Annotated in this window: 19 protein-coding genes; 4 read left to right on the top strand and 15 right to left on the bottom strand. The window is 36.3% G+C overall.

The genetic code is table 11. From position 1 onward, the window contains the following. Positions 1–20: 20 nt before the first annotated feature. The 6 genes from menH to JZO69_RS14740 all read right to left on the bottom strand — a co-directional run bounded on the left by menH (position 21) and on the right by JZO69_RS14740 (position 7,916). Positions 21–845, bottom strand: a complete 825-nt coding sequence (menH, locus tag JZO69_RS14765; protein ID WP_207113597.1) for a 2-succinyl-6-hydroxy-2,4-cyclohexadiene-1-carboxylate synthase — start codon at positions 843–845, stop codon at positions 21–23. Then, positions 842–2,575, bottom strand: a complete 1,734-nt coding sequence (menD, locus tag JZO69_RS14760) for a 2-succinyl-5-enolpyruvyl-6-hydroxy-3-cyclohexene-1-carboxylic-acid synthase (protein WP_207113596.1) — start codon at positions 2,573–2,575, stop codon at positions 842–844. The genes menH and menD overlap by 4 nt, the downstream gene beginning before the upstream one ends. Then, positions 2,559–3,935, bottom strand: coding sequence for an isochorismate synthase (locus tag JZO69_RS14755; RefSeq protein WP_207113625.1), 1,377 nt, complete (start codon positions 3,933–3,935; stop codon positions 2,559–2,561). The genes menD and JZO69_RS14755 overlap by 17 nt, the downstream gene beginning before the upstream one ends. Then, on the bottom strand, positions 3,932–5,401 hold the full coding sequence (locus JZO69_RS14750) for an o-succinylbenzoate--CoA ligase (RefSeq protein WP_207113595.1): 1,470 nt from the start codon (positions 5,399–5,401) through the stop codon (positions 3,932–3,934). Before JZO69_RS14750 ends, JZO69_RS14755 begins: the two co-directional genes overlap by 4 nt. A 19-nt stretch (positions 5,402–5,420) precedes the next feature. Then, positions 5,421–6,236: a 1,4-dihydroxy-2-naphthoyl-CoA synthase gene (menB, locus tag JZO69_RS14745; RefSeq protein ID WP_207113594.1), complete on the bottom strand. Its 816-nt coding sequence runs from the start codon at positions 6,234–6,236 to the stop codon at positions 5,421–5,423. A 747-nt stretch (positions 6,237–6,983) separates the two neighbouring features. Further along, positions 6,984–7,916: an alpha/beta hydrolase gene (locus JZO69_RS14740; RefSeq protein WP_207113593.1), complete on the bottom strand. Its 933-nt coding sequence runs from the start codon at positions 7,914–7,916 to the stop codon at positions 6,984–6,986. Positions 7,917–8,064: 148 nt separating this feature from the next. Here JZO69_RS14740 and JZO69_RS14735 point away from each other — a divergent pair, with 148 nt between their 5' ends. Further along, entirely contained in the window at positions 8,065–8,610 is a 546-nt protein-coding gene (locus JZO69_RS14735) for a TetR/AcrR family transcriptional regulator (RefSeq protein WP_207113592.1), read from the top strand. Between the two features lie 56 nt (positions 8,611–8,666). On the opposite strand, the gene JZO69_RS14730 is transcribed toward JZO69_RS14735, so the two are convergent. Next, positions 8,667–9,050, bottom strand: coding sequence for a YccF domain-containing protein (locus JZO69_RS14730; protein WP_207113591.1), 384 nt, complete (start codon positions 9,048–9,050; stop codon positions 8,667–8,669). Positions 9,051–9,281: 231 nt separating this feature from the next. Here JZO69_RS14730 and JZO69_RS14725 point away from each other — a divergent pair, with 231 nt between their 5' ends. After that, complete coding sequence (locus JZO69_RS14725) at positions 9,282–9,653, top strand: PaaI family thioesterase (RefSeq protein ID WP_347401598.1); 372 nt, start codon at positions 9,282–9,284, stop codon at positions 9,651–9,653. A 79-nt stretch (positions 9,654–9,732) separates the two neighbouring features. On the opposite strand, the gene JZO69_RS14720 is transcribed toward JZO69_RS14725, so the two are convergent. The 8 genes from JZO69_RS14720 to yaaA form a co-directional block, all read right to left on the bottom strand. Further along, positions 9,733–10,164, bottom strand: a complete 432-nt coding sequence (locus tag JZO69_RS14720) for a hypothetical protein (protein WP_207113589.1) — start codon at positions 10,162–10,164, stop codon at positions 9,733–9,735. 369 nt (positions 10,165–10,533) lie between these two features. After that, positions 10,534–11,556 (bottom strand): WxLIP family cell surface protein, encoded by a 1,023-nt coding sequence (locus JZO69_RS14715; RefSeq protein ID WP_207113588.1) that lies wholly within the window; start codon positions 11,554–11,556, stop codon positions 10,534–10,536. Positions 11,557–11,741: 185 nt separating this feature from the next. After that, the gene (locus JZO69_RS14710; protein WP_207113587.1) at positions 11,742–12,242 is read right to left on the bottom strand and encodes a WxL domain-containing protein; all 501 of its coding nucleotides are present in this window, start codon (positions 12,240–12,242) and stop codon (positions 11,742–11,744) included. Positions 12,243–12,355: 113 nt separating this feature from the next. Then, entirely contained in the window at positions 12,356–14,227 is a 1,872-nt protein-coding gene (locus tag JZO69_RS14705) for a hypothetical protein (RefSeq protein WP_207113586.1), read from the bottom strand. Positions 14,228–14,755: 528 nt separating this feature from the next. Beyond that, on the bottom strand, positions 14,756–17,275 hold the full coding sequence (gene gyrA, locus JZO69_RS14700; protein WP_207113585.1) for a DNA gyrase subunit A: 2,520 nt from the start codon (positions 17,273–17,275) through the stop codon (positions 14,756–14,758). Positions 17,276–17,294: 19 nt separating this feature from the next. After that, a complete protein-coding gene (gene gyrB, locus JZO69_RS14695) occupies positions 17,295–19,244 on the bottom strand; it encodes a DNA topoisomerase (ATP-hydrolyzing) subunit B (protein WP_207113584.1) in 1,950 nt (649 codons plus the stop codon). Next, positions 19,241–20,368 (bottom strand): DNA replication/repair protein RecF, encoded by a 1,128-nt coding sequence (gene recF, locus JZO69_RS14690; protein ID WP_207113583.1) that lies wholly within the window; start codon positions 20,366–20,368, stop codon positions 19,241–19,243. The genes gyrB and recF overlap by 4 nt, the downstream gene beginning before the upstream one ends. Further along, positions 20,355–20,597 (bottom strand): S4 domain-containing protein YaaA, encoded by a 243-nt coding sequence (gene yaaA / locus JZO69_RS14685; RefSeq protein ID WP_010770272.1) that lies wholly within the window; start codon positions 20,595–20,597, stop codon positions 20,355–20,357. The genes recF and yaaA overlap by 14 nt, the downstream gene beginning before the upstream one ends. 340 nt (positions 20,598–20,937) lie before the next feature. Here yaaA and JZO69_RS14680 point away from each other — a divergent pair, with 340 nt between their 5' ends. Then, complete coding sequence (locus tag JZO69_RS14680; protein WP_010770271.1) at positions 20,938–21,246, top strand: PadR family transcriptional regulator; 309 nt, start codon at positions 20,938–20,940, stop codon at positions 21,244–21,246. 9 nt (positions 21,247–21,255) lie between these two features. Further along, positions 21,256–21,858, top strand: coding sequence for a DUF2812 domain-containing protein (locus JZO69_RS14675; RefSeq protein ID WP_207113582.1), 603 nt, complete (start codon positions 21,256–21,258; stop codon positions 21,856–21,858). Positions 21,859–21,905: the final 47 nt, after the last annotated feature.

Genomic DNA, 21,905 nt, shown 5'->3' with positions numbered 1-21,905 from the left:
CCTTAGCTTTTTTCAAGAGACTACCTCATCGTACTAGACAAAAATGCATGAACGGTTTCTTCAAATGTACGTGGTTTTTCTAAATGAACGCAATGACCTGCATCGCTTACGACTTCGATAGTTAGAGTTGGTTGTGTTTCTTTCATTCTTTTGGCGATTTGTTGAAATTTAAGATCTATTTCTCCTACAATCAATAAAGTAGGAACTTTTATATCTGTCAATTTTTGCCAAAAACTAGGCTGGACTCCGGTTCCCATAAACCAGAGACTACATACAAGCCCAAAAGGTCGCTGTGATAAGCGTTCTTGCCGAATGGTTTCTTGCACTTGGGGAGGTAATTGTTTTTGACTATCAAAAAGTGACAGGCTTTCCCATCTAGCAACAAAGTCTTCAATTGGGTGTCTCATAATAAACTCAGCTAAATGCTCATCTGCTCGTTGCCTTGCAACTCGTTCTGACATGTTTTGTAAGCCAGGAGAACCGCTCTCTAAGATCAGTTGGGTAACTTTACGAGGAAATAGACAAGCGAATCCCAAAGCTGCTCTAGCCCCCATTGAATAGCCTAATAATGCAAACTCAGCTAACCCCAATTGTTCTGTCAATAACGCAATATCTTGACATAAACATTCCATCTGATAACGATAAGGATGCACGTAACAATCTGTTTGACCGTGACCGATCAAATCAATCGCTAAAATATTGATATCACTTTCCTGTTGGAAAACTGGAGCAAATGTTTGACTAGTACCCGTAAACCCATGAAAGCAAACCAATGTATGTCGATCTGCTTCATAGGCTGAAAGCCACTCATAATAATAATTCACGCCATTTATGTTTGATTTCATTTATTTTTCCTTAATCCTAACTTTTCTTTCAATCCTGCAATGACTTTTTCATACAGCAATACATTTTCCTGACGATCACCAACAACTTCAATTAATTGAAATTTAGGGTACTTCTGTGTTGCTTCCAATAATAGCGCTAACTGCTCTAAACTCTCTGCTTTTACATATTCTGCATCGTATAATTGAGCAACTAACGAAAAATCCAAATCGATCGGCGTGCCAAATATCGGTTCAAAATCTTCAGCTTCTAATTGGCGTTGTGAAAGAAAAGAAAAAATACCACCACCATTATTGTTCAATAAAACAATCGTCAATGGTAAGTTATATCGTTTAGCTAGCAACAAACCATTCATATCATGATACATAGCTAAATCACCAATCAATAACACATTCTGAGCGTCAGGTTTTGTTGCGCACATTCCTAACGCAGTTGAAACAATACCATCAATTCCGTTGATACCACGATTACCAAATAACTGATAGTGACTATCTTCGTGTGCGGAAAATCGATCTATAAAGCGAATCGCATTGCTATTTGAAACAAACAATTGACCATTAGGCGCCATCTTTTTATGCACAAGAACACTTGCAGATGTTTCATTTAATGTATTCATTTCTTCAAGTTCTTTCAATTGTTGTTCCGTTGTTTCTTGCCACTCGATCCATTGATTGCTCCATGAATTCGATGTTTTTGCTGTAATCTTATCAGTAATTACCTGAGCAAAAATTTGTTCTTCTGCTTGGATAGCAACTTGAGTTTGTTTTAATTGATCTTGCCATTCTCCAGTTTCATCGACAAAGTAAATGATTGTTTCGGTCTCACTAAAAGACTGGAGCCAAAACATCGTATTTTTTGAAATAGGCAACATCCCAAAGCGAACGATGATTTCTGGGCGTTGATGCATTTCAACTTCTTGAATAAACAAATCAGCATAACTCATGATCAATGGACTATTTTTACCACACGAAGTGATATTTGCTAGTGGATCACTAATAATCGGCCAATTTAATGTTTCTGCTAATGCAACAAATATTTCCGCTTCTTCTATTGTGTGACTGCCACCTACCACTAAAACACCTTTTTTACCTTGCCATGCATCAACACATTTGATTAATTGTTCTTCTGGCAATTGCTTTTTACCTGCGAATATTTCAGTTGTTCTTTCTGCAATCAATGGTCGATTTAAATCAGGTAATAAAGGTTCTCGCAACGGAAAATTAAAATGAACGGGGCCTTTGGGTGTTTGACAAGCGGTATCAGTCGCGCGCATTCCTTGCCAGTAAGCATAGTCCAGCATCGCCTTAGTTCCTTCTGGGATCGCCATTTCTATAAATTCTTTTACATGACTTTGAAACAAATGGAATTGATCCATTGCTTGTGGTGCACCAACTTGCCTTAATTCATGTGGTCGGTCCGTTGTCAAAATAATCAATGGAATGTGACTTGCGTTGGCTTCACAAATCGCTGGATAGTAATTTGCTGCGGCTGTTCCTGATGTACATAATAATGCGACTGGTTTTTGACTAGCTTTACTTAATCCAAGGGCAAAAAAAGCTGCAGAACGCTCATCAACTTCAATAAATGTCTCGATTTTTTCTTGCCGATGTAATAATAATGCTAGCGGCGTAGAACGCGAGCCTGGACTAATTACAGCTTGGACTACTCCACTGCTGATCATCCCTTCAACAAAGGTTTGTAAATAGTCTGTCATTTCACTTTGATTTGTCATGCTCATCCCCGCCTATTCCTCTTAACATCGGTTGAAACTTAATTTTTGTCTCAATTCTTTCTTGCTCTGCTTGAGAATCTTTCACAATACCACATCCAGCATATAAGTAGCCGACCTTCCCAGAAAATATAGCTGATCGAATCCCAACTGCAAATTCGCCAACATCTTCATTGATAGCGATCCAGCCAATTGGCGCACCGTACAATCCTCGATCTAATTTTTCATGTTCTTTGAGCCATTTTAAAGCTAACTCTTTTGGTTCTCCGCCCAATGCAGGCGTTGGATGCAGTTCTTTTATTCCTTTCAAGAAACGATACTCTTTTTGCCGTTGGCCTTCGATTGGCAAGTATAAATGCTGAATATCGCGATTTTTTAATAGTTGTGGTGTTTGAGCCTGAATCGAAGTCCCTGTCATCTTTTCTAATTCCTTGATGATTCTATCTACAACGATTTTATGCTCCTGCTTATTTTTCATATCATTTAGCAAATAATTTCCTAATGCTTCATCTTCGATTTCAGTTGTTCCACGTGAAACAGATCCAGCAATGCTCGCCGTTGAAAAAGTCTTTGCAGATGCCTTTAATAAACGCTCTGGGGTAGCACCGATAAAAACATGTTCCTCCGATTCCAAAACAAAAAAGTATGTATTGGTTTGTTGTTGTTGGAGATTTTTTAAAATAGCATCTGCTTGAAATGAACGGTCACTTTCCACTTCCATTCGTCTAGCCAAAACGACTTTCTCTAAAGGTCCTGCTTCTCGTAGTTTTGCTACAGTTTCATCAACAAGTCTCATCCATTCAGAAACAGCAATTTCTTCTGCTTTTATTTGTGCAGTATCTTTTTCTTCTATTATTTGAGTCTCCATTACTTCTGCAAATTGTAATGTTAGATCTCGCCATTTCTGCTGCAATGTTTCTTTGCTTTCTGCACTGAAATTAATCGTAAAATATAGTTTGCCTTCAGTTTCTGTAAGTAAAAAGGTTGGTAAATAAAACAGCCCTTGTTCCATACTTCCCCAGTCATTTTGCTCAGCATGTTTGCCGTCAAATGCAAATCCACCAAATAAAATAGCGCCTGTTCCTGTGATGAATTGATTTTGATAAATTTTTTCTTCTAAAATAAATGCGTCTACTTGTTCAAATGAAGCCTGATCGTATGTCAACTTGGTTTCTTTGCCGAAACCAACCAATGTAAAGTTATTTTCAGGGGTTTGCCAATAAAAACGCTCACCTTTAAAGGCAATTTTCCCCTTCTCAAAGGAAGTACGCAAAGAATCTGGATTTTCATTTATTTCTTTGACCCAACTAAATTGGCGATACCCCTTTTCATATGCTTGTTCTAATTCTTTAGGAATGCTCATTTGCATAAAAAAGCCTCCCTTTCTCTTGTTGTTAAGCGGTGTTTTGCTAATTTTCCACTAGCTGTTTTGGGTAGTGAATGGCATAAGTAAATTCGTTTAGGCAGTTTATATTTTGCTAAATAGTTTGTAGCAAATGTATTTATTTTTTCTACTGTAATCGTCGGTTCTCCAACAATATAGGCTACAGGAACAGCCCCCCATTTTTCATTGACTTCACCAACTACAGCAACTTCTTTCACGCCAGAAAATTCTTGTAGGACATGCTCGATTTCTGTAGGGTAAATATTTTCACCACCTGAAATGATCAACTCACTTAAACGGCTGACTAAATACAGATACCCATCTTCATCTAGGTACCCCATATCTCCTGTTTTAAACCAGCCGTCTGCAGTCCATTTTACCGTTTGCCATTGCTCACCATTCAAATACCGGCGAACGACATTCTCCCCTTTTAGTAAAATCTCTCCGACTTCGTTTGGCTGTAACTGTTTATCTTTATCATCAATGATTTTGATCGCCATTCCCATCAATGGTTTACCAGCAGAACCAATTTTATTCGCTGCATCTTCAAAGCTTAGTGCCACGACTTGAGAACATGTTTCGGTCATTCCGTATGATTGGATTACAGGTATACCGAAGCTTTCACATTTTTCCAGTGCTTTTGGAGAAATTGGTCCACCACCAAGCAACATTGCTTTGAAATTTGAGCTGTAACCCGTCTTGGGATAATTCTCTAGTAATTCTTGTAGCATAACTGCCACAACAGAAATCACGGTTCCCCGACCTTCGACTAGATCGTTTGTCACCGTTTTTGCATCAAATTTATTATATAAACGGAAACTGCACCCCAACACTAATTGGCGAATGATGATCGACAACCCACTAATATGAAATAATGGGACTGAACAAAGCCAGCAATCATCCGCTGTAATAGCCATATTTTCTTGTGTAGCTAATGCGCTGGCACGATGATTCCTAAAGCACTGCACCACTCCTTTAGGATTACCTGTCGTGCCTGATGTATACATGATCGAAGCTGCGTCTTCTAATTGATAGATAGATTCACTTTCAATCAAACTTGTTTCAACGCTACTTGAACGTCTCATTTCAACGATGGTTACTGGTTTCAATTCAGCGATAAACGGCAAACTTTCAGTAGAAACCACTACCAGATTGACCGAAGCATCAGTCAATTGGTAGTGGAGCTCTTGCAAACTTAAATGTGTATTTAATAAAACGAGCTCTTTGTTTAGCTCCCATAAAGCTAAGATCGAAAAATACATTTCTTTTGAATTACGGCTAAATACGCCAATTCGTTTTTCCGCCTTAGGAATCTTTGAAGAAAATTCTGCTACCCATTGTTTGACCTCTTGAGCAACTTCAGCAAATGACCATGCTTCATCCTGCCAATAAAAAGCAGGATGATTTGGTCTTTCATTCACTTGTTTTTGCAGCCAACTACTCATGTTTTTTCACCCTTTTATTTTATGGAAATTTAGGGAATTGGTCGAAATCAGGATCACGTTTTTCTTTGAACGAATCGCGTCCTTCTTTGGCTTCATCCATTGTGTAATAAAGTAATGTTGCATCTCCTGCTAGTTGCTGAATTCCAGCTAAACCATCTGTGTCAGCATTTAGAGAGGCTTTGATCATACGTAAAGCAAGCGGGCTTTTCTTCAACATTTCTTCTGCCCATTCCATCGTAACATCTTCAACTTCAGCTAAAGGTACGACCGTATTGATCCACCCCATATCCAACGCTTCTTCCGCTGAATATTGTTTGCATAGGAACCAAACTTCTTTGGCTTTTTTATGACCGACCACACGTGCTAAATAACCTGATCCGTAACCACCATCGAAACTTCCAACATTTGGTCCAGTTTGACCGAATTTAGCGTTATCCGCTGCAATTGTCAAATCACAAACAAGTTGAAGTACATTTCCGCCGCCGATCGAATAGCCTTTAACCATTGCGATAATAGGTTTTGGAATCACACGAATCAAGCGTTGTAAATCTAATACATTTAAACGAGGAACACTATCTTCCCCTACGTATCCGCCATGTCCACGAACTTTTTGGTCTCCGCCGGAACAAAACGCTTTATCCCCTGCACCAGTTAAAATAATTACGCCGACATCTTGTTTATCACGGCTGATATTGAAAGCATCAATCATTTCCATAACTGTTTTTGGTGTAAAGGCATTGTGTACTTGCGGGCGATTAATGGTGATTTTCGCTACTTTGCCTTCTTGTTCAAATAAAATTTCTTCGTATTCTTTGATCGTTGTCCAGTTTCTCATGAGGAAACCTCCTTATAATTTTAAAAGCGGAACAAATCGAGTAATCCTGTAGAAAATTAGGAAATTGACATTGAAACGCTTTTAGTTTCACTGACAATTTATCTATTTTCCTAAGGATTGATTTGTGCAGCTAGATAGTACTAAAAGCGGAAAAAATCGGGTAATCCTGTAGAAAATTAGGAAATTGACATTGAAACGCTTTTAGTTTCACTGACAATTTATCTATTTTCCTAAGGATTGATTTGTACAGCTAGATAGTTTAAAAGCGGAACAAGCCATTTAGCTCTGACATGAAAATAGGAAAAATTGAATGAGGCTCTTTTTACCTTATTCAAACTTTATTTTTTTCTCGAAAGGCTAGCCCGTGAAGCTAACTTGTTAATTAAATTAGTTTTCAATGCTTCTATTATACACAAATATACAAATTTTAGAATGATAGACGGTTTAAAGCCTGATGAAATAGTACTAGGGAGTTACGAAAAATGACGTGGAAATTCAGTTATTTATTGTATCGCCTTTTCTTACAGTTTTGCGACTGGAAGAGGGTATTTTATGGTTTGATACAGTTGTAGTTATAGCTTTATTTAACCCAAGTAACATTTAGCAAAAAAGCCCCCCCACGAATTGGCCACGTGGGGGGTTATATTTTTATGCTTGATATGCTTCATTACAGTATTTGTACCACAATTCTAACTATCTTTAATTTGGTTTATTAGTCAATTAAAAAGAGACTAACATTTTCATCAATCAAAGATTATCTTGATAAAAAGTACCCAATCTCTTCACAGCCAAACCAACTGGCTCAACCTGATCATACAAATCATAATGACTAGCACCCTCAATCACATATAAATCCTTCTTCTCAGAAGCTGCACGCTCAAACAATTCATGTCCATCTCGCTTCGAACCAAACGCCCCTTCTACACTACCAACAATAATTTGCAACGGCTGTGTCAATAATTTTTCTACCATATGAAACGCATCAAACCCAATCACTGAACCGAAACTAATATATCTCACTTTATTCGGAGAACAAGAATGTTGTCCACGAGGCGTTGTATAGTAATCTACTGCTTCAACAATATCAATATCTGTTATTCCAGCAGCTTCTCTTTCCTCCTGACTATTAGGAATCCAATTCGCAATAAAAGGTTCTCCGCCTTGTGCTTCTACTGTACGTTGTTGTCCAATTGCTTCTAAGGCTTTGATTACACCCACTGCATCGCCGTTACTTTCACGATTTACCCGACCAATATTGGCTCCTACAACAGTTCCGACCGCTTTAATCCGACGTTCTGTCATTGCTGCATTAACCGCATAGCCGCCCCCAGCACAAACACCTAATATACCAATACGGTTGTCATCTACATAATCAATCGTATTCAAATAATCTACAGCAAAACGAATATCATCTACTCTTGCAGCTGGTTCTTCGATATAACGCGGCTCTCCTTCACTTTCACCTTGATAAGAAGCATCAAAGACAATCGTTACAAATCCAAGTTCTGCTATCTTTTCAGCATAAATCCCTGCTGTTTGATTTTTACAACTACTGCCTGGATGAACACAAACAATCGCAGGATACTTTTTATCTTTGTCTAACCCTTTCGGAGTATTTAAAATCCCGGCCAGCTTTAATCCTCTTGCATCAAATTTTACATTTTGTTTTTCAACCTTCATCATGATAACCACCTTCATTTTTTCTCTTGAGAGAATTATTACACTCACGTATAATAAAATAGGGTGAAACGATTTTCAATAACCAAAAAAAGAAAAACGTAAATTACTACACACCTCTACATACAATGTGTAGAATTGGAGAATATATATGAGCAAAGTCGATCGAAGAATTTTAAAATCAAAACAAGCCATACAGATATCGTTTCTAACCTTATTGATTCAAAATGGATTCGATGAAATAACCGTAAAAGATCTTGCTGAACAAGCAAATATTGCTAGAAAAACCTTTTACCTGCACTACTTAGATAAGTATGATCTATTAGACCAAATCGTAGATGAGCATTTATCCAAACTAAGGGTTATTTGTGATCAAAAAAAAGAGAAAAAATTAATCGAAGGAACAATTATCTGGTTCAACTATTTCAATGAACACAAAGCTTTTTTTCAAGCTCTTTTTAAAAGTAAAAGTACACTGTCTTTTCGAGAAAAATTACTTGATTTTACAATTGGAGAATTAGAGAAAAAAATCATTCCCCTATCTAATTGCAACAAAAATATCGATCAGGCAATTCTTTTAAAATTTTTAGGGATCGCCGTGATGGGCATCCTTGAATCTTTTGTTTTAGAAGAAATCAGCAGTGATACAACAACCGTAGCAAAACAAGTCGGAGAACTAGTTCAAAGAAATATATAATAAAAAATAGGGGTAGCTATGCCATGATTCAGCTCAACTACTCCTATTTTTTATCCTTACTCCATATAAACACTGTTCGAAGGCACTACCTGTGCACCAAACGGCATCAATGCCAACTTAGCTAATTTAAATGACTGCATCCCAAACGGAATCCCAATAATCGTCACACATAAAATAATTCCGCTAATACAATGACCTACCGCTAACCAAAAACCACTGAAAATCAGCCAAAGGATATTTACTAAAAACGAAGTCGTACTGCTACTATACACAACTCTTTTACCAAATGGCCAAAAACTTAAGCCCGCAAGCTTAAAACATTGTAACCCAATAGGAATTCCAATAATGGTAATACACCACAAAACACCAGCTAAAAGCCAAGTCAAACCTCCAAAAAATCCGCCGAAAATAAACCAAATAATATTTCCTAAACAGCCCATTTAAAATCCCTCAGCTTTCTTTATAATATAAATAGAAATTATACTATATAATCATAAAACTAGCTTTAGCTTCATGCATAAAATAGTTATTTTTAAATTAATTTTAGTAAAATCATAAAAATTCTCGAAATTTCTTGTTCTCAACCAATAACTTGGTTACTATCATTACTAAGAACCGCTTTCCGATGTAGTCCGACTATGATTTTTATAAAAAAGAAAGGATTGATTTTCGTGCACTTATTAGACTATTTAAACATCGAAACTACTGAACTATCTAAAGAAAAAGTTGTTTTAACAATGAAAATAGAAGATTTCCATAAGCAACCTTACGGGATTTTACATGGAGGAATGAATGGGATTTTAATTGAAACAGCCTGTAGTTTAGGTGCTAATGAACAGTTAGATGAGCATTCTTATGCAGTTGGTATCGACCTTCAAATCAATCACTTAAAAAGCGTGCCTAATGGCGTAATCACTACGATTGCGACATCAAATCGTGTGGGACAAGCGATCCAAGTTTGGGAAGGAAAAATTTTTAATGAAGCTGGCGAACTAACAGCTGTTGGACGTTGTACTTTGATAAGTCGAAACATAGAAAAATAAAGAAACGCACGAGCTTTTTTTGTTCGTGCGTTTTTAACATCTAAAAATCGTCTGATTGACCTAATCTTTCAGCGTTTAGCTAGATTATTTCACCTGTGATAACTTTTAAATTCATCAGTAACGATGACATTACCTCCAGTTCTTTTTGGTTCACTTCTGAATATTTTTGATTCATAATTTTTTCTCTTTCTTTTTTGACAAGTAAATACATTAAATTTAATTCTTCTGAAGTTAGATTTGATAAATACACATGATTGGGTTCAGAGTATGCAAAAGCATCTATTTCAAACGTTTCAGGATTTCTTTTTAAGCTTGTTCTGATCTGAAAACCATTTGAAAATGTGATCATCTCAACATAAAGATATTCTGAAAAGGTTATCGGTCTCCGTTCAAAAACAGTTGTCTTTTCCCCAAAGATTTCGAGGATATTTTCGATAAAACTTGATAAAGCTGTTCCAATATTTAATTGTTTTGAAAAAGTTTTAGACAGTAATAATTTTTCTTGTATCATAATTTTTACCTCTCACATCTTATTACTCTTTATTATAAACATACTTTTTCTCAAAACAAATAAAACGATATTTTTATTTTTTTTGAATTTATATTTTTCTGTTAAATTCTAGCTATATGACTTTTTTCAGTCGCACATTCAAATTATCCTCTTCTGCTGTTTAACTGTTCAATCAAAAAGGCTGTGACAAAAGTCGTTTAGGTTCGAGCAATTAGACTAAAAACCGCACAATGCGTTTTATGCATTGTGCGGTTTTTAGGAAATTGCCGAAGAATCTGACTTTTTCACACCGTTTATTTATATTTTGGGTGACGTTAATAAAACTCGAAGTGTTTTGTCTCGGTCACTTTTAGTGGAAGCTTTTCTTCTTTATTTTAATTGTTCTTTTTTGGTTTTTTGAAATTTCCATAAGGTATACCCCAATGCTACTACGAGGATTAAAATTACAATTCCCATAGTCACGATAATATACATCCATGCAGAACGTTCCGGCGCTTTATCTACAGATTTTTTATTCAACTGGCTGGCTTTTTTTTGATCAATTGAAAAATCTTTACTAAACGTCCACGCTCCGTCAGCATTCACTAGTTTTAGTGTATACGTATATTCACCTGGTTTAAATTTATCATTCAACATAGTAAATAAAGGAAATTCACTATTTGGAGCAAAACTCATGCTACTTCGTTTTTCTTGAACAATTGCAGTATTTTGGCCTTTTTTTGTAATGGTAAATGTTCCTTCAACTTGTTTCATTACTTTGGGTTGAGGGTTTTTCACAATCATTTGTATGGCATTTCTTTTATTGATTTGTGTTAATTGAACAGCATCACCTTCCAATTTCGGCGTGATTTCTTTATCGTTTTCCGAAAGTTGAACAGCAATGGCATATTGAAACTCATTTTTGATCATTTTTTTTGAATTTTCTTGATCATCTTGCTTTTTAGCGACCATGATACCGCCTAGAATCACACCGTCAAAAGAGCTTTTTGGTGTCGTTAATGCTATGTAAACAATTTTTTCTTCTCCACTTGCAATAGAAATCGTCTGTTCTCGTTTTTCGACTAAATCCGAAAATTGATGTTTTGTTTCGATCTGTTTTACATTTGGCTGACTGTAATCGATGATTCCATTCATATTCGTTGTTGCTGAATTGACACTGACTATGTACTCTGACGTTTTATTTGCATGATTCGTAATTTTTATCGGGAGTTCTTCTTTTTTTTCTGAGGAGGTACGGAGGTTAAAATAACTATTATTATCACCAATTTGACTACGCGTCATCTGAGGTTTGACTGTAAAATCGATACTTTTTTCTGCATGAACAAGAATTGGACTTAGACTCAATACAATTGAAGACACACCTAGAAACAATATAATTGATATTTTTTTCATATTTGTAAATTCCTTTGCTATTTATTCAAATAATAAGAAAAAAGAGCAGTAAAAGAGGTTCGCTTCAAAACAACCCTTTTACCAAAAACACATGTCATCAACGCTCTTTTTTCGCTTTATCTTTACGTATAATTTGTTTTTCAGATTTAGAGGCTAAGACATTTGCCTTAGCCTCTTTTAGCTATTTAATTACCTTCTGGACCGCTTGTTAATGTCCATGTTAGTGTTGTGTTGTAAGTTGCTGCTTTGACACTATTTGGAACATTTAATGTTGCTTCAAAAGATTTATCTTGTACTAATGCATAACTTTCTGCTTTTGCTTGTGAAGCAAAGGGTTGTGATGCTGTATTTACTGCATTAGTAACACTAGAAATATCAATCGTCATCGCATCATCCCAAGTTGCAACAGTTGCTTTCGCTATTGTTACATCCCAACCTACGTAATTCCCTCTATAGTCAGTAACAGTGATTTCACCAGGTTTTTTTATTGTTTTCGATGCTGTATTATCTAATTTAAGGGTACCAAAATTGATTTCATCCGTAGCAGAAATCAACAATTCACCGCCTTCTACAGTTGTTTTAGCAACTGTTTCACCTTCTAATACATCTGCCTGTGCTGGCATTGCTACCTGAACTGCTCCTAACAACATTCCTGTTACTAACCCACTAATTATTACTCGTTTCATATAATATTCTCCTTTTTATTTCACTTATGATAGTAAAATTTTTCTATAATTTTATTGCAGCTTTCTAATAAATTGAATTTTGTTAAATTGATCATTTCATTTTATTGTGTCATTTAAGGTCCAGCAGTTAACGTCCATTTAAGCGTTCCTGTATATGTTTGAGCTTTCAATGGTTCATCGGCTGGTATACTTAAAAATAATCCTTTTTTTGAGTCCCAAGTGCGTAATGGTGCTGTTTCAGAAGGTGCATTAGGATTATCTTCCAGAGTAGAATTAAAAATAGGAATCGCTGAATGATTTAAAAACTGTTCCTGATCATCATTTGCGTCTTTATACACGACGTATCGACTTAGTAAACTGTCATCATCCATAGCCAAGCTTAAAGCATAATTGCCTTGTACGCCTGCTCCTCGACTATCTTCTATCGTTAACCCTAAAAGATCATTTTTTTCATTATTCCTGCCAACAAGCTGCTTTTGTGAACAAAGAGTAAAATCATCAAAGGTAAGTACTTGTGGAACAGATAAATTCAGCTCTCCTTCTTCTACAATTACAGGAACTGAATAATCATACTGAACTTTTTTCCCTGAACTAATTGTTTGTTCTACTCTGATTACAGCTTCTTTTTTCCCAAAACTGGTGGTATCAGGATAGGATATAAATTTTTTCGAGATAGTCGAAAGGCCCTTTGAGTCAATCATTTCATCAATATGTTCATCTAAATAACTTTCGCTTGTATAGATTGGCACACTAATTTCAGTGGTTGACAAAGTATTCAAATGTATCAATTTTAATCCTTCTTCGGTCACTTCATAATAAACATCGTTTAGACCGCTAGTCTCATCTAAAAAATTCTCATTTCCAACAAAATATAGCCAAGCTCTTTCGTACTTTTCTCCAGTTTTTCGTCCATGCCAGACCTGAATAATATCACCTATCGCAATATCCGCCCGTTCACCAATTTCAATATTCCACGCTTCTTTAATCTGTATAGGCGTATCTTTGGATTTTAAAGAAAATTGACGATTAGGGGATAAATTTAAATTTAAGATGCCTAAATCATCGGCATGATAAAATGATACTGTTGAAAAAATTGGGCTATCAAATGTCGGCAACGAACCAAAATCCAAACTACTGGCTCCTTGACCAGGCTCCAGAGATAAACTTGGACCTTTTTGAAGAGTCAATACGGACACAATTCTTCGGGCATCAGTTCCTGTCCATTCACCACTAATGGCGATACTATTACCCCAACGAACGTTTACAGGAACTTGTACTTCTGTCATTTTTGACTTGTCTGCGTTTAATATTACCTGAACGTTCACTTTTTTTTGACCAGTTGTATCAGTAGGTACAGTATCTTTGAGCAAAACTGAATAGTCATCTTCTATTAGATTTTGTTCACCTAACTTCACATCTTTGATAAAAGTATACAAATCATATTCATTGTCCTTAGTACCTAAAATCGTTGTTACTGGATTTGGTTTTGCTGTTAGTTTAGCATCTTCAAATGTTACTTTCAGATCTCTTTGAACAGAAAAATCCTCACTGATCAATAAACTACGCGTAAATTTTCCAGACAAAGAATAAGTAATATGCTGTTCGTCAGCTGTAGAGAATAGCTGACTTGAAATAGTAATATCTATCTGATCTTTTGCTATCTCAGTACCAGATATTATTATTTGATCGATCACTTTTTCCTTAATAAATACCTCATCGATTACTGTTCCTTTTCCTACAACGCAAGCGTCTTTTGCATCTACAAATACATTAAGAGTCTCACTCACGCCTAAGTTGTCCTCTACTATCTCTGAAGAACTATTTAACTCATCTGTAGTGATTTTTCCAAGATGACTTGGCTCTTGCAAACTTATGTCAAAGTCCTTGAAAGTGTCTTCCGGAAGTTCTGATGCGCTAGCGTATGTTGGATATACTAAGCTGACCAAAAATAGTAGTGTACTTGCTTTAAATAATATTTTTTTCATGTTTTAATTCCCATTTCAAACGAAACTGTTAGTAATAATTTTTACTTACTTAATAAGAACTTATATTATACTTCCTGATAATTCTAAAAATAGTCAATCTATTTGTTATGTATTCAGCTTCTGCTATGTTCTAAACGATTAAAAAACTAATCTAATTCTCATTTTCAAAAAAAACCTTGATCCTCCTCTGTTTTATTATTTTCAATTTTCTTTATGAAAGGCAACAACAACTACGTTAACACAGCATTAGGTCATATTCAACGGATATTAAAAAATAATTAGACAAAAATGTTTTTATTTCTTTTTTTAATAATTTTATTTTTTATAATTATCAAAAAAAGACATTTAATTAAAAAATATTCTTCTGAATTTAGAATGACGGTTGTCAAAAACAGCACACTGCTTAACTCAATTTATATATTCAGAAATTCCTACTTATTTCTTGGCGTTCAACGCTTTACCTAAAAATTGTATATACTTTAAACCCCCGCTTCGGTCTAAAATAGACTGAAACGGGGGTTATTTGTTTTATTCTTCTGTCTTCGTATCTGTGTCTGGTGTTTCAGTCTCAATAACTACTTCTTCTACACCTTCAACTTCTTCAACGATTTCATCTGGCTCCGGCTCAACAACTGCCATCGTTACAACTTTTGCATCTTCTTCCATTCTCATCAAGCGAACACCTAATGTAGCACGACCTGTTTGAGAAACTGAATCTACATTGAAACGAATGATAACACCTTTATTGGTGATCACCAGAATATCTTCATCGCCACGAACAGTTGTAAGTCCTGCTAACGGACCATTTTTCGCTGTAATGTTGGCTGTCTTGATTCCTTTACCGCCACGGCCCTTCACAGGGTACTCAGAGGCTTTTGTCCGCTTACCGTAACCATTTTCCGTCAACACTAGTACTTCCGTGTCAGCGTCCAATAAAGAGGCTCCTACGACGTAATCATCTTCTCTTAGACGAATACCACGCACACCTGATGCTGTACGACCCATATCACGGACGGCTGTTTCTGCAAATGTTACAGAATAACCGTTATGCGTTCCGATGATCATGTTTTGTTCACCATTAGTTAAGACAACATTGACTAACTCATCATCTTCTTTTAGACCAATCGCAATCAAACCATTACTTCTAATGTTAGAGAATGCCTTAACTGCTGTACGTTTAACAGTACCTTTACGAGTCGTAAAGAATAGATAATGTCCTTCTTCTGCTTGTCCTTCAACAGCGATGATCGCTTGGATCTTCTCACTAGAGTCGATACCTAGCATGTTGATCACAGGGATTCCTTTAGCCGTTCTGCCGTATTCAGGGATTTCATAACCTTTGGCACGGTATACTTTTCCATTATTCGTAAAGAATAATAACGTATCATGGGTTGAACAAGAAACTAGGTTTTTCACGAAATCATCATCATGAACACCCATTCCCTGAACACCACGTCCGCCACGGCGCTGTGCTCTAAATTCGCTATTAGCTACACGTTTGATATAGCCATTGTTTGTTAGTGTAATAACAACTTCAGCTTCTTCGATCAAGTCTTCGTCTTCTAGACTTAGAACTTCACCAACTAATAATTCCGTACGGCGAGCGTCGCCATATTTATCACGAATATCGCCTAATTCAGTTTTAATGATTTCAACGACACGTTCTGGTCTAGCTAAAATGTCATTCATATCAGCAATGAATTTCAATAGTTCTTGGTATTCGTTTTCGACTTTATCTCGCTGCAAACCTGTTAAACTACGTAAGCGCATATCTAATATTGCTTGCGCTTGACGATCAGAAAACTCAAAACGTTCGATCAAAGAAGCTTTTGCTTCATCGTCTGCTCTTGAATTTCTGATGATTGAGATGATCTCATCAATGTGATCTAAAGCGATACGCAAACCTTCTAAAATGTGTGCGCGGGCTTCTGCTTTTTTCTTGTCAAATTCTGTACGACGTGTAATCACGACTTTTTGGTGTTCAACGTAGTTTTCAAGAATTTGTTTCAAGCTTAAAATTTTCGGCACACCTTTTTCGATCGCTAACATATTGAATCCAAAAGAAGTCTGCAAAGAGGTCATTTTATATAAATTATTTAAAATAACTGAAGCACTAACGTCACGACGAACATCAATCACGATACGCATTCCTTCACGAGAAGATTCATCACGTAAATCAGTGATTCCTTCGATTCGTTTTTCACGGTGTAATTCTGAAATTCGTTCGATCAAGCGAGCTTTGTTGACCATATATGGTAATTCAGACACTAAAATTCGTTCTTTGCCGTTCGGCATTTCTGTAATGTCTACTTTTGCACGAACTGTAATTGAGCCTCTGCCTGTTTCGTAAGCTCGACGGATACCAGATTTACCCATCACTAACCCACCTGTTGGGAAATCAGGTCCAGGTAAAACTTCCATCAACTCATTGGTTGTAACATCTGGATTTTCCATCAGCAAGCTAGTTGCTTCAATCACTTCTGCTAAGTTATGCGGCGGAATATTTGTTGCCATTCCGACAGCGATCCCTGTTGTTCCGTTGACTAATAAGTTAGGAAAACGTGCTGGTAATACATCTGGTTCTTGTTCAGAATCATCATAGTTACCATGGAAATCTACTGTATCTTTATTGATATCACGCAACATTTCCAAAGCTATCTTACTCATTCTTGCTTCGGTATAACGCATTGCGGCAGCGCCATCTCCATCGACAGAACCGAAGTTTCCGTGTCCATCAACTAACATGCTACGGTAACTAAACGGTTGCGCCATACGAACCATTGCTTCGTAAATAGATGAGTCACCATGTGGGTGATACTTACCCATTACATCCCCTACAACACGCGCCGATTTCTTATGTGGTTTATCAGGTGTTACGCCTAACTCATTCATCCCGTATAAAATACGGCGGTGAACGGGTTTTAACCCATCACGAACATCTGGCAATGCGCGAGCTACAATAACACTCATCGCATAATCAATGAAGGATTCTTTCATTTCACTGGTCAGATTGACGTCTTGAATGTTCTCTTTCATTTCTTCACTCATGAATCTATCTCCTTCTTAATTAAATATCTAGATTTTTCACGTAATGGGCATTTTCTTCAATAAATGCTCGGCGTGGTTCAACGCGATCTCCCATCAACATTTCAAAAATTTGATCGGCTTCGATTGCATCATCTACACTAACTCGTGACATTAAACGTCTTTCAGGATCCATCGTTGTTTCCCATAATTGATGGTCATCCATTTCCCCAAGACCTTTATAACGCTGAACGCTTGGTTTTGGACTTGCTGGTAAGGATTCTAAAATCTGAGCTAATTTTTCTTCAGCATTTTTTCCTGGTTGAACATAAGTGATATTTTTCCCTTGTTTAACGCCGTATAAAGGTGGTTGAGCGATATAAACATACCCTGCTTCAACGACTGGACGCATGAAACGATAGAACAATGTCAATAATAGTGTACGAATATGCGCGCCATCGACATCGGCATCGGTCATGATCACAAGTTTGTGGTAACGAGCTTTTGATACATCAAAATCAGCACCAAAGCCTGTTCCCATTGCTGTAAATAGTGAACGAATTTCTTCGTTCGCTAAAATTTTATCCATGCTGGCTTTTTCAACGTTTAGGATCTTCCCACGAATTGGTAAAATCGCTTGGAATTCACGGCTACGTCCTTGTTTTGCTGAACCGCCGGCTGAATCTCCTTCGACGATGAAGATTTCGCATTTTTCAGGATCTTTACTTGAACAATCGGCTAATTTACCTGGTAAATTACTGATTTCAAGAGCACCTTTACGACGAGTCACTTCACGCGCTCTTTTAGCGGCCATACGGGCTTTTGAAGCAAGTAGACCTTTTTCTACGATTTGTTTCCCAACAGTTGGGTTTTCCATCAAAAATTTATTGAAATACTCAGAAAATAGACGGTCAGTAACCGTACGAACTTCTGAATTTCCTAGTTTTGTTTTCGTTTGTCCTTCAAATTGAGGCTCTGGATGCTTGATAGAAATAACTGCTGTTAATCCTTCACGAACATCTTCCCCTGTTAAGTTTTCGTCATTTTCTTTCATGATCTTTTGTTTACGAGCGTAATCATTGATGACACGCGTCAATGACGTTTTAAAACCTGATTCATGTGTTCCGCCTTCATACGTATGGATGTTGTTGGCGAAACTTAGTAAGTTGGTATGGTAGCCATCTGTGTATTGCATAGATACTTCAACGATGATGTCTTGTTGTTCTCCTTCAATGAAAACAGGTTCAGGGAATAACACATCTTTATTCGCATTCAAATGTTCTACGTAACTCTTGATTCCGCCTTCGTAGTGATACTCTTTCAAGACAGGTTTTTCTTCACGTTTATCTTCAATAGAAATTTTTAACCCTTTGTTCAAGAAAGCTAATTCTCTAACACGCGTTGCTAATTTATCAAAATTAAAAATTGTTGTTTCAGTAAAAATTTCTGGATCTGGAACAAAGTGAACCGTTGTACCATGACGGTCTGTATCGCCAATCACTTTTAGATCATCTTTGACGGCACCTTGATGGAACTCTTGGAAGTAAATTTTTCCTTCTTTGTAGACTTTTACATCTAATGTTGTTGATAACGCATTAACAACAGAGGAACCTACTCCATGAAGTCCACCGGAAACTTTATATCCGCCACCGCCGAATTTTCCTCCAGCATGAAGTACTGTAAAGACCGTTTCAACAGCCGGGCGACCTGTTTTAGCTTGAATACCAACTGGGATTCCACGACCATCATCGACAACTGTAATACTGTTATCTTCTTCAATTACTACTTGGATACTTGATGCAAAGCCTGCCAAAGCCTCATCGATCGAATTATCAACGATCTCCCAAACTAAGTGATGCAAACCTTCCGAACTCGTCGATCCTATGTACATACCAGGACGTTTACGAACTGCTTCAAGACCTTCTAATACCTGAATCTGACTGGCATCATATTCTTGTGCACGTTCTTTCATGTTTTTTTCTTCTTCTGTCATATAGATGCTTCCCTCTCTATCTCTCCCTGATGAACGTAAAATATATCTGGTTCAACAGTTAATTTATTGTTTAAATGATCCAAACTTGTCGTTGTTAAAAAAGTCTGAACCTTTCCTTCAATCGTTTCTAGCAGGTGCAATTGTCGTTCATTATCTAACTCACTCATGACATCATCTAATAACAACACAGGATATTCTCCTGTTTCTGAATACATTAAATCAATTTCCGCAAGCTTCACGCTAAGAGCTGTGGTTCTTTGTTGACCTTGCGATCCATATGTTTGGACGTTTTGTCCGTTTACATTAAAAATCAGATCATCTCGATGAGGACCTAAAAAGGTATTTGCCTTAAACAGTTCACGTTTTCTGCTATCTAAAAGGCTCTGCAGCAGTTGCTTTTGGATCTCTTCCAGTGAAAAATCGTCTTTATCTAATGGGATACTTGAAAAATAATCGATCGCTAATTCTTCTTTTTCATGGCTGATTTTCTTATGCAGTAAGTTCGCCCAATGCTCTAGTTTTTTAATAAATTCTAAACGAGCAAACAAGACTTTTCCGCCAAATTCTGCCAATTGTTCTGTTAAAATATCTAAGTAAACAAGATCTGACTGTTTTTTTTCAGCTAATTGTTTTAAATATTGATTCCGCTGTTTTAAGACAGATTGGTATTGAACCAAATCATATAAATAAATCGGATTGACTTGGCCTAGTTCCATATCAATAAATTTGCGCCTTAGCTGTGGTGAGCCTTTGACTAAAGATAAATCTTCCGGCGCAAATAAAATGACATTTAATTGACCGATGTATGAACTCAAACGTTTTTGTTCAATATGATTGACCTTAGTCTTGCGTCCTTTATTGGAGATAATGATCTCTAAAGGTACGGTGCCGGTCTTTTTTTCAATAACTCCACTGATTCTTGCAGAATCATCATCCCAGTGGACTAGTTCTTTTTCATTACTAGTTCTGTGACTGCGGGTCATTGCCAGAACATAAATACTTTCCAAAAGATTCGTTTTGCCTTGCGCGTTTTCTCCCAGAAAAATATTTAATGTTTTAGGAAAATCTAAGGTCAGCCCATCATAATTTCGATAATGCTGTACCTCGATTTCATTCAGTCTCATCGACTGCCTCGCCTTTTTTGACCATAAAAAAAGTACCTTCTTCAGGTATCTCGAGCATCATACCAGCATATAATTTTCTGCCGCGGCGATTCTCTAATTCCCCATCCACGAAAACACTATTCTCAGCTAAGTACCATTTGGCAGCACCGCCACTACTGATAACGTCGACTTCTTTTAAGACTTGACCTAGTGTCATGTAATCAGTTTCTAAAACAATCGTCTTTTTCAAAATGCATCCCTCTTTTTTTGTTTTCACTTTTACTCTAATATTATACTCTTTTTTACGTCAAAAAACAAATTTATCCATTTAATTTCGTTTCTAAGCAATTTTGAATCTAATCGACAAAAAATATTCTGAGGATTAAAAAAGGCTTAAAATGCATTTTAAGGATAAATTTGTAAGTTGGGTCTCTTGAACTTTTTTTCAGTAATTTTCATTTTGTTTATCATAAATAATAGTTATATGCAAAAATCATCTGAATAAAGAATTGACTTATACAGTTCAACGATATATAATCAAACTATACAGTTAACCTGTATAAAAATAACGATATAAAGGTGTATGATAAATGGATATTAAGAAAATCTTGCCTCTAACTGAAACAACTTTTTATATTATGCTATCACTGATTGAACCTTCACATGGATATGCCATCATGCAAAAAGTCGAAGAAATAAGTAATGGTCGAGTACGTATTGCGGCAGGCACAATGTATGGTGCAACAGAAAATTTATTAAAACAAAAATTGATTTGTGAGGTCCCTGGAGAAGATAAGCGACGGCGGGTATATCAATTAACAAATACTGGCAAAGATGTTTTAAAACTTGAAGTCAAACGACTAAAAGAATTAGTAGCACTTGCTGATCAATTATTATAGGAGGACCAAATGAAAAAGTTCAAATTATTTATTGATATAAAAAATGAAGAACACTACTTAAATGAAATGGCAAACGAAGGCTGGGCATTAGTAAAATATAATGCATGGGGAATCTATACATTTGAAAAGACAGCCTCAAAAGTTCTGAATTATAGAATTGATTATCAACTATTCAAAAAGAAGGCTGATTATATGGCTTATCTAACCTTATTTGAAGATAGTGGTTGGCAGCATATCAGCGGCACTAAACATAGTGGTTTTCAATTTTTTTTACCGTTAAATAGTGAAAATCAAGACTTAGATATATTTTCAGATACTTCATCAAGTAATGAACGCTATAAGCGGTTATATAATCAAGCTATGTTATTGATGGGACTAATGATTGTATACTTTTTTATCGTTCAGCCTTCTTTTGAAAATATTTCTTCTTGGTATTTAACCCCAAGTCTTTGGGAATATACTGGCCTACAACTATTTGGAATGATTCTTATGCAAACATTCTTTTTCTTACTACAGATAATGCCAATGATGTTTTTTATGTTTAGCGCTATATACTATACGGTGATGGGAACCAAAGCAAAAAAACTGATCAAGAAATATGAGAATGGATAATTATTCTTATTCAGATCTTAACCCCAAAAAAAGAGTGTGTGAAAAAC

Source organism: Candidatus Enterococcus ikei, from assembly GCF_017316105.1.
In the GTDB taxonomy this organism is placed as follows: domain Bacteria; phylum Bacillota; class Bacilli; order Lactobacillales; family Enterococcaceae; genus Enterococcus_L; species Enterococcus_L ikei.
This window is presented reverse-complemented; position numbering and strand designations above follow the sequence as displayed.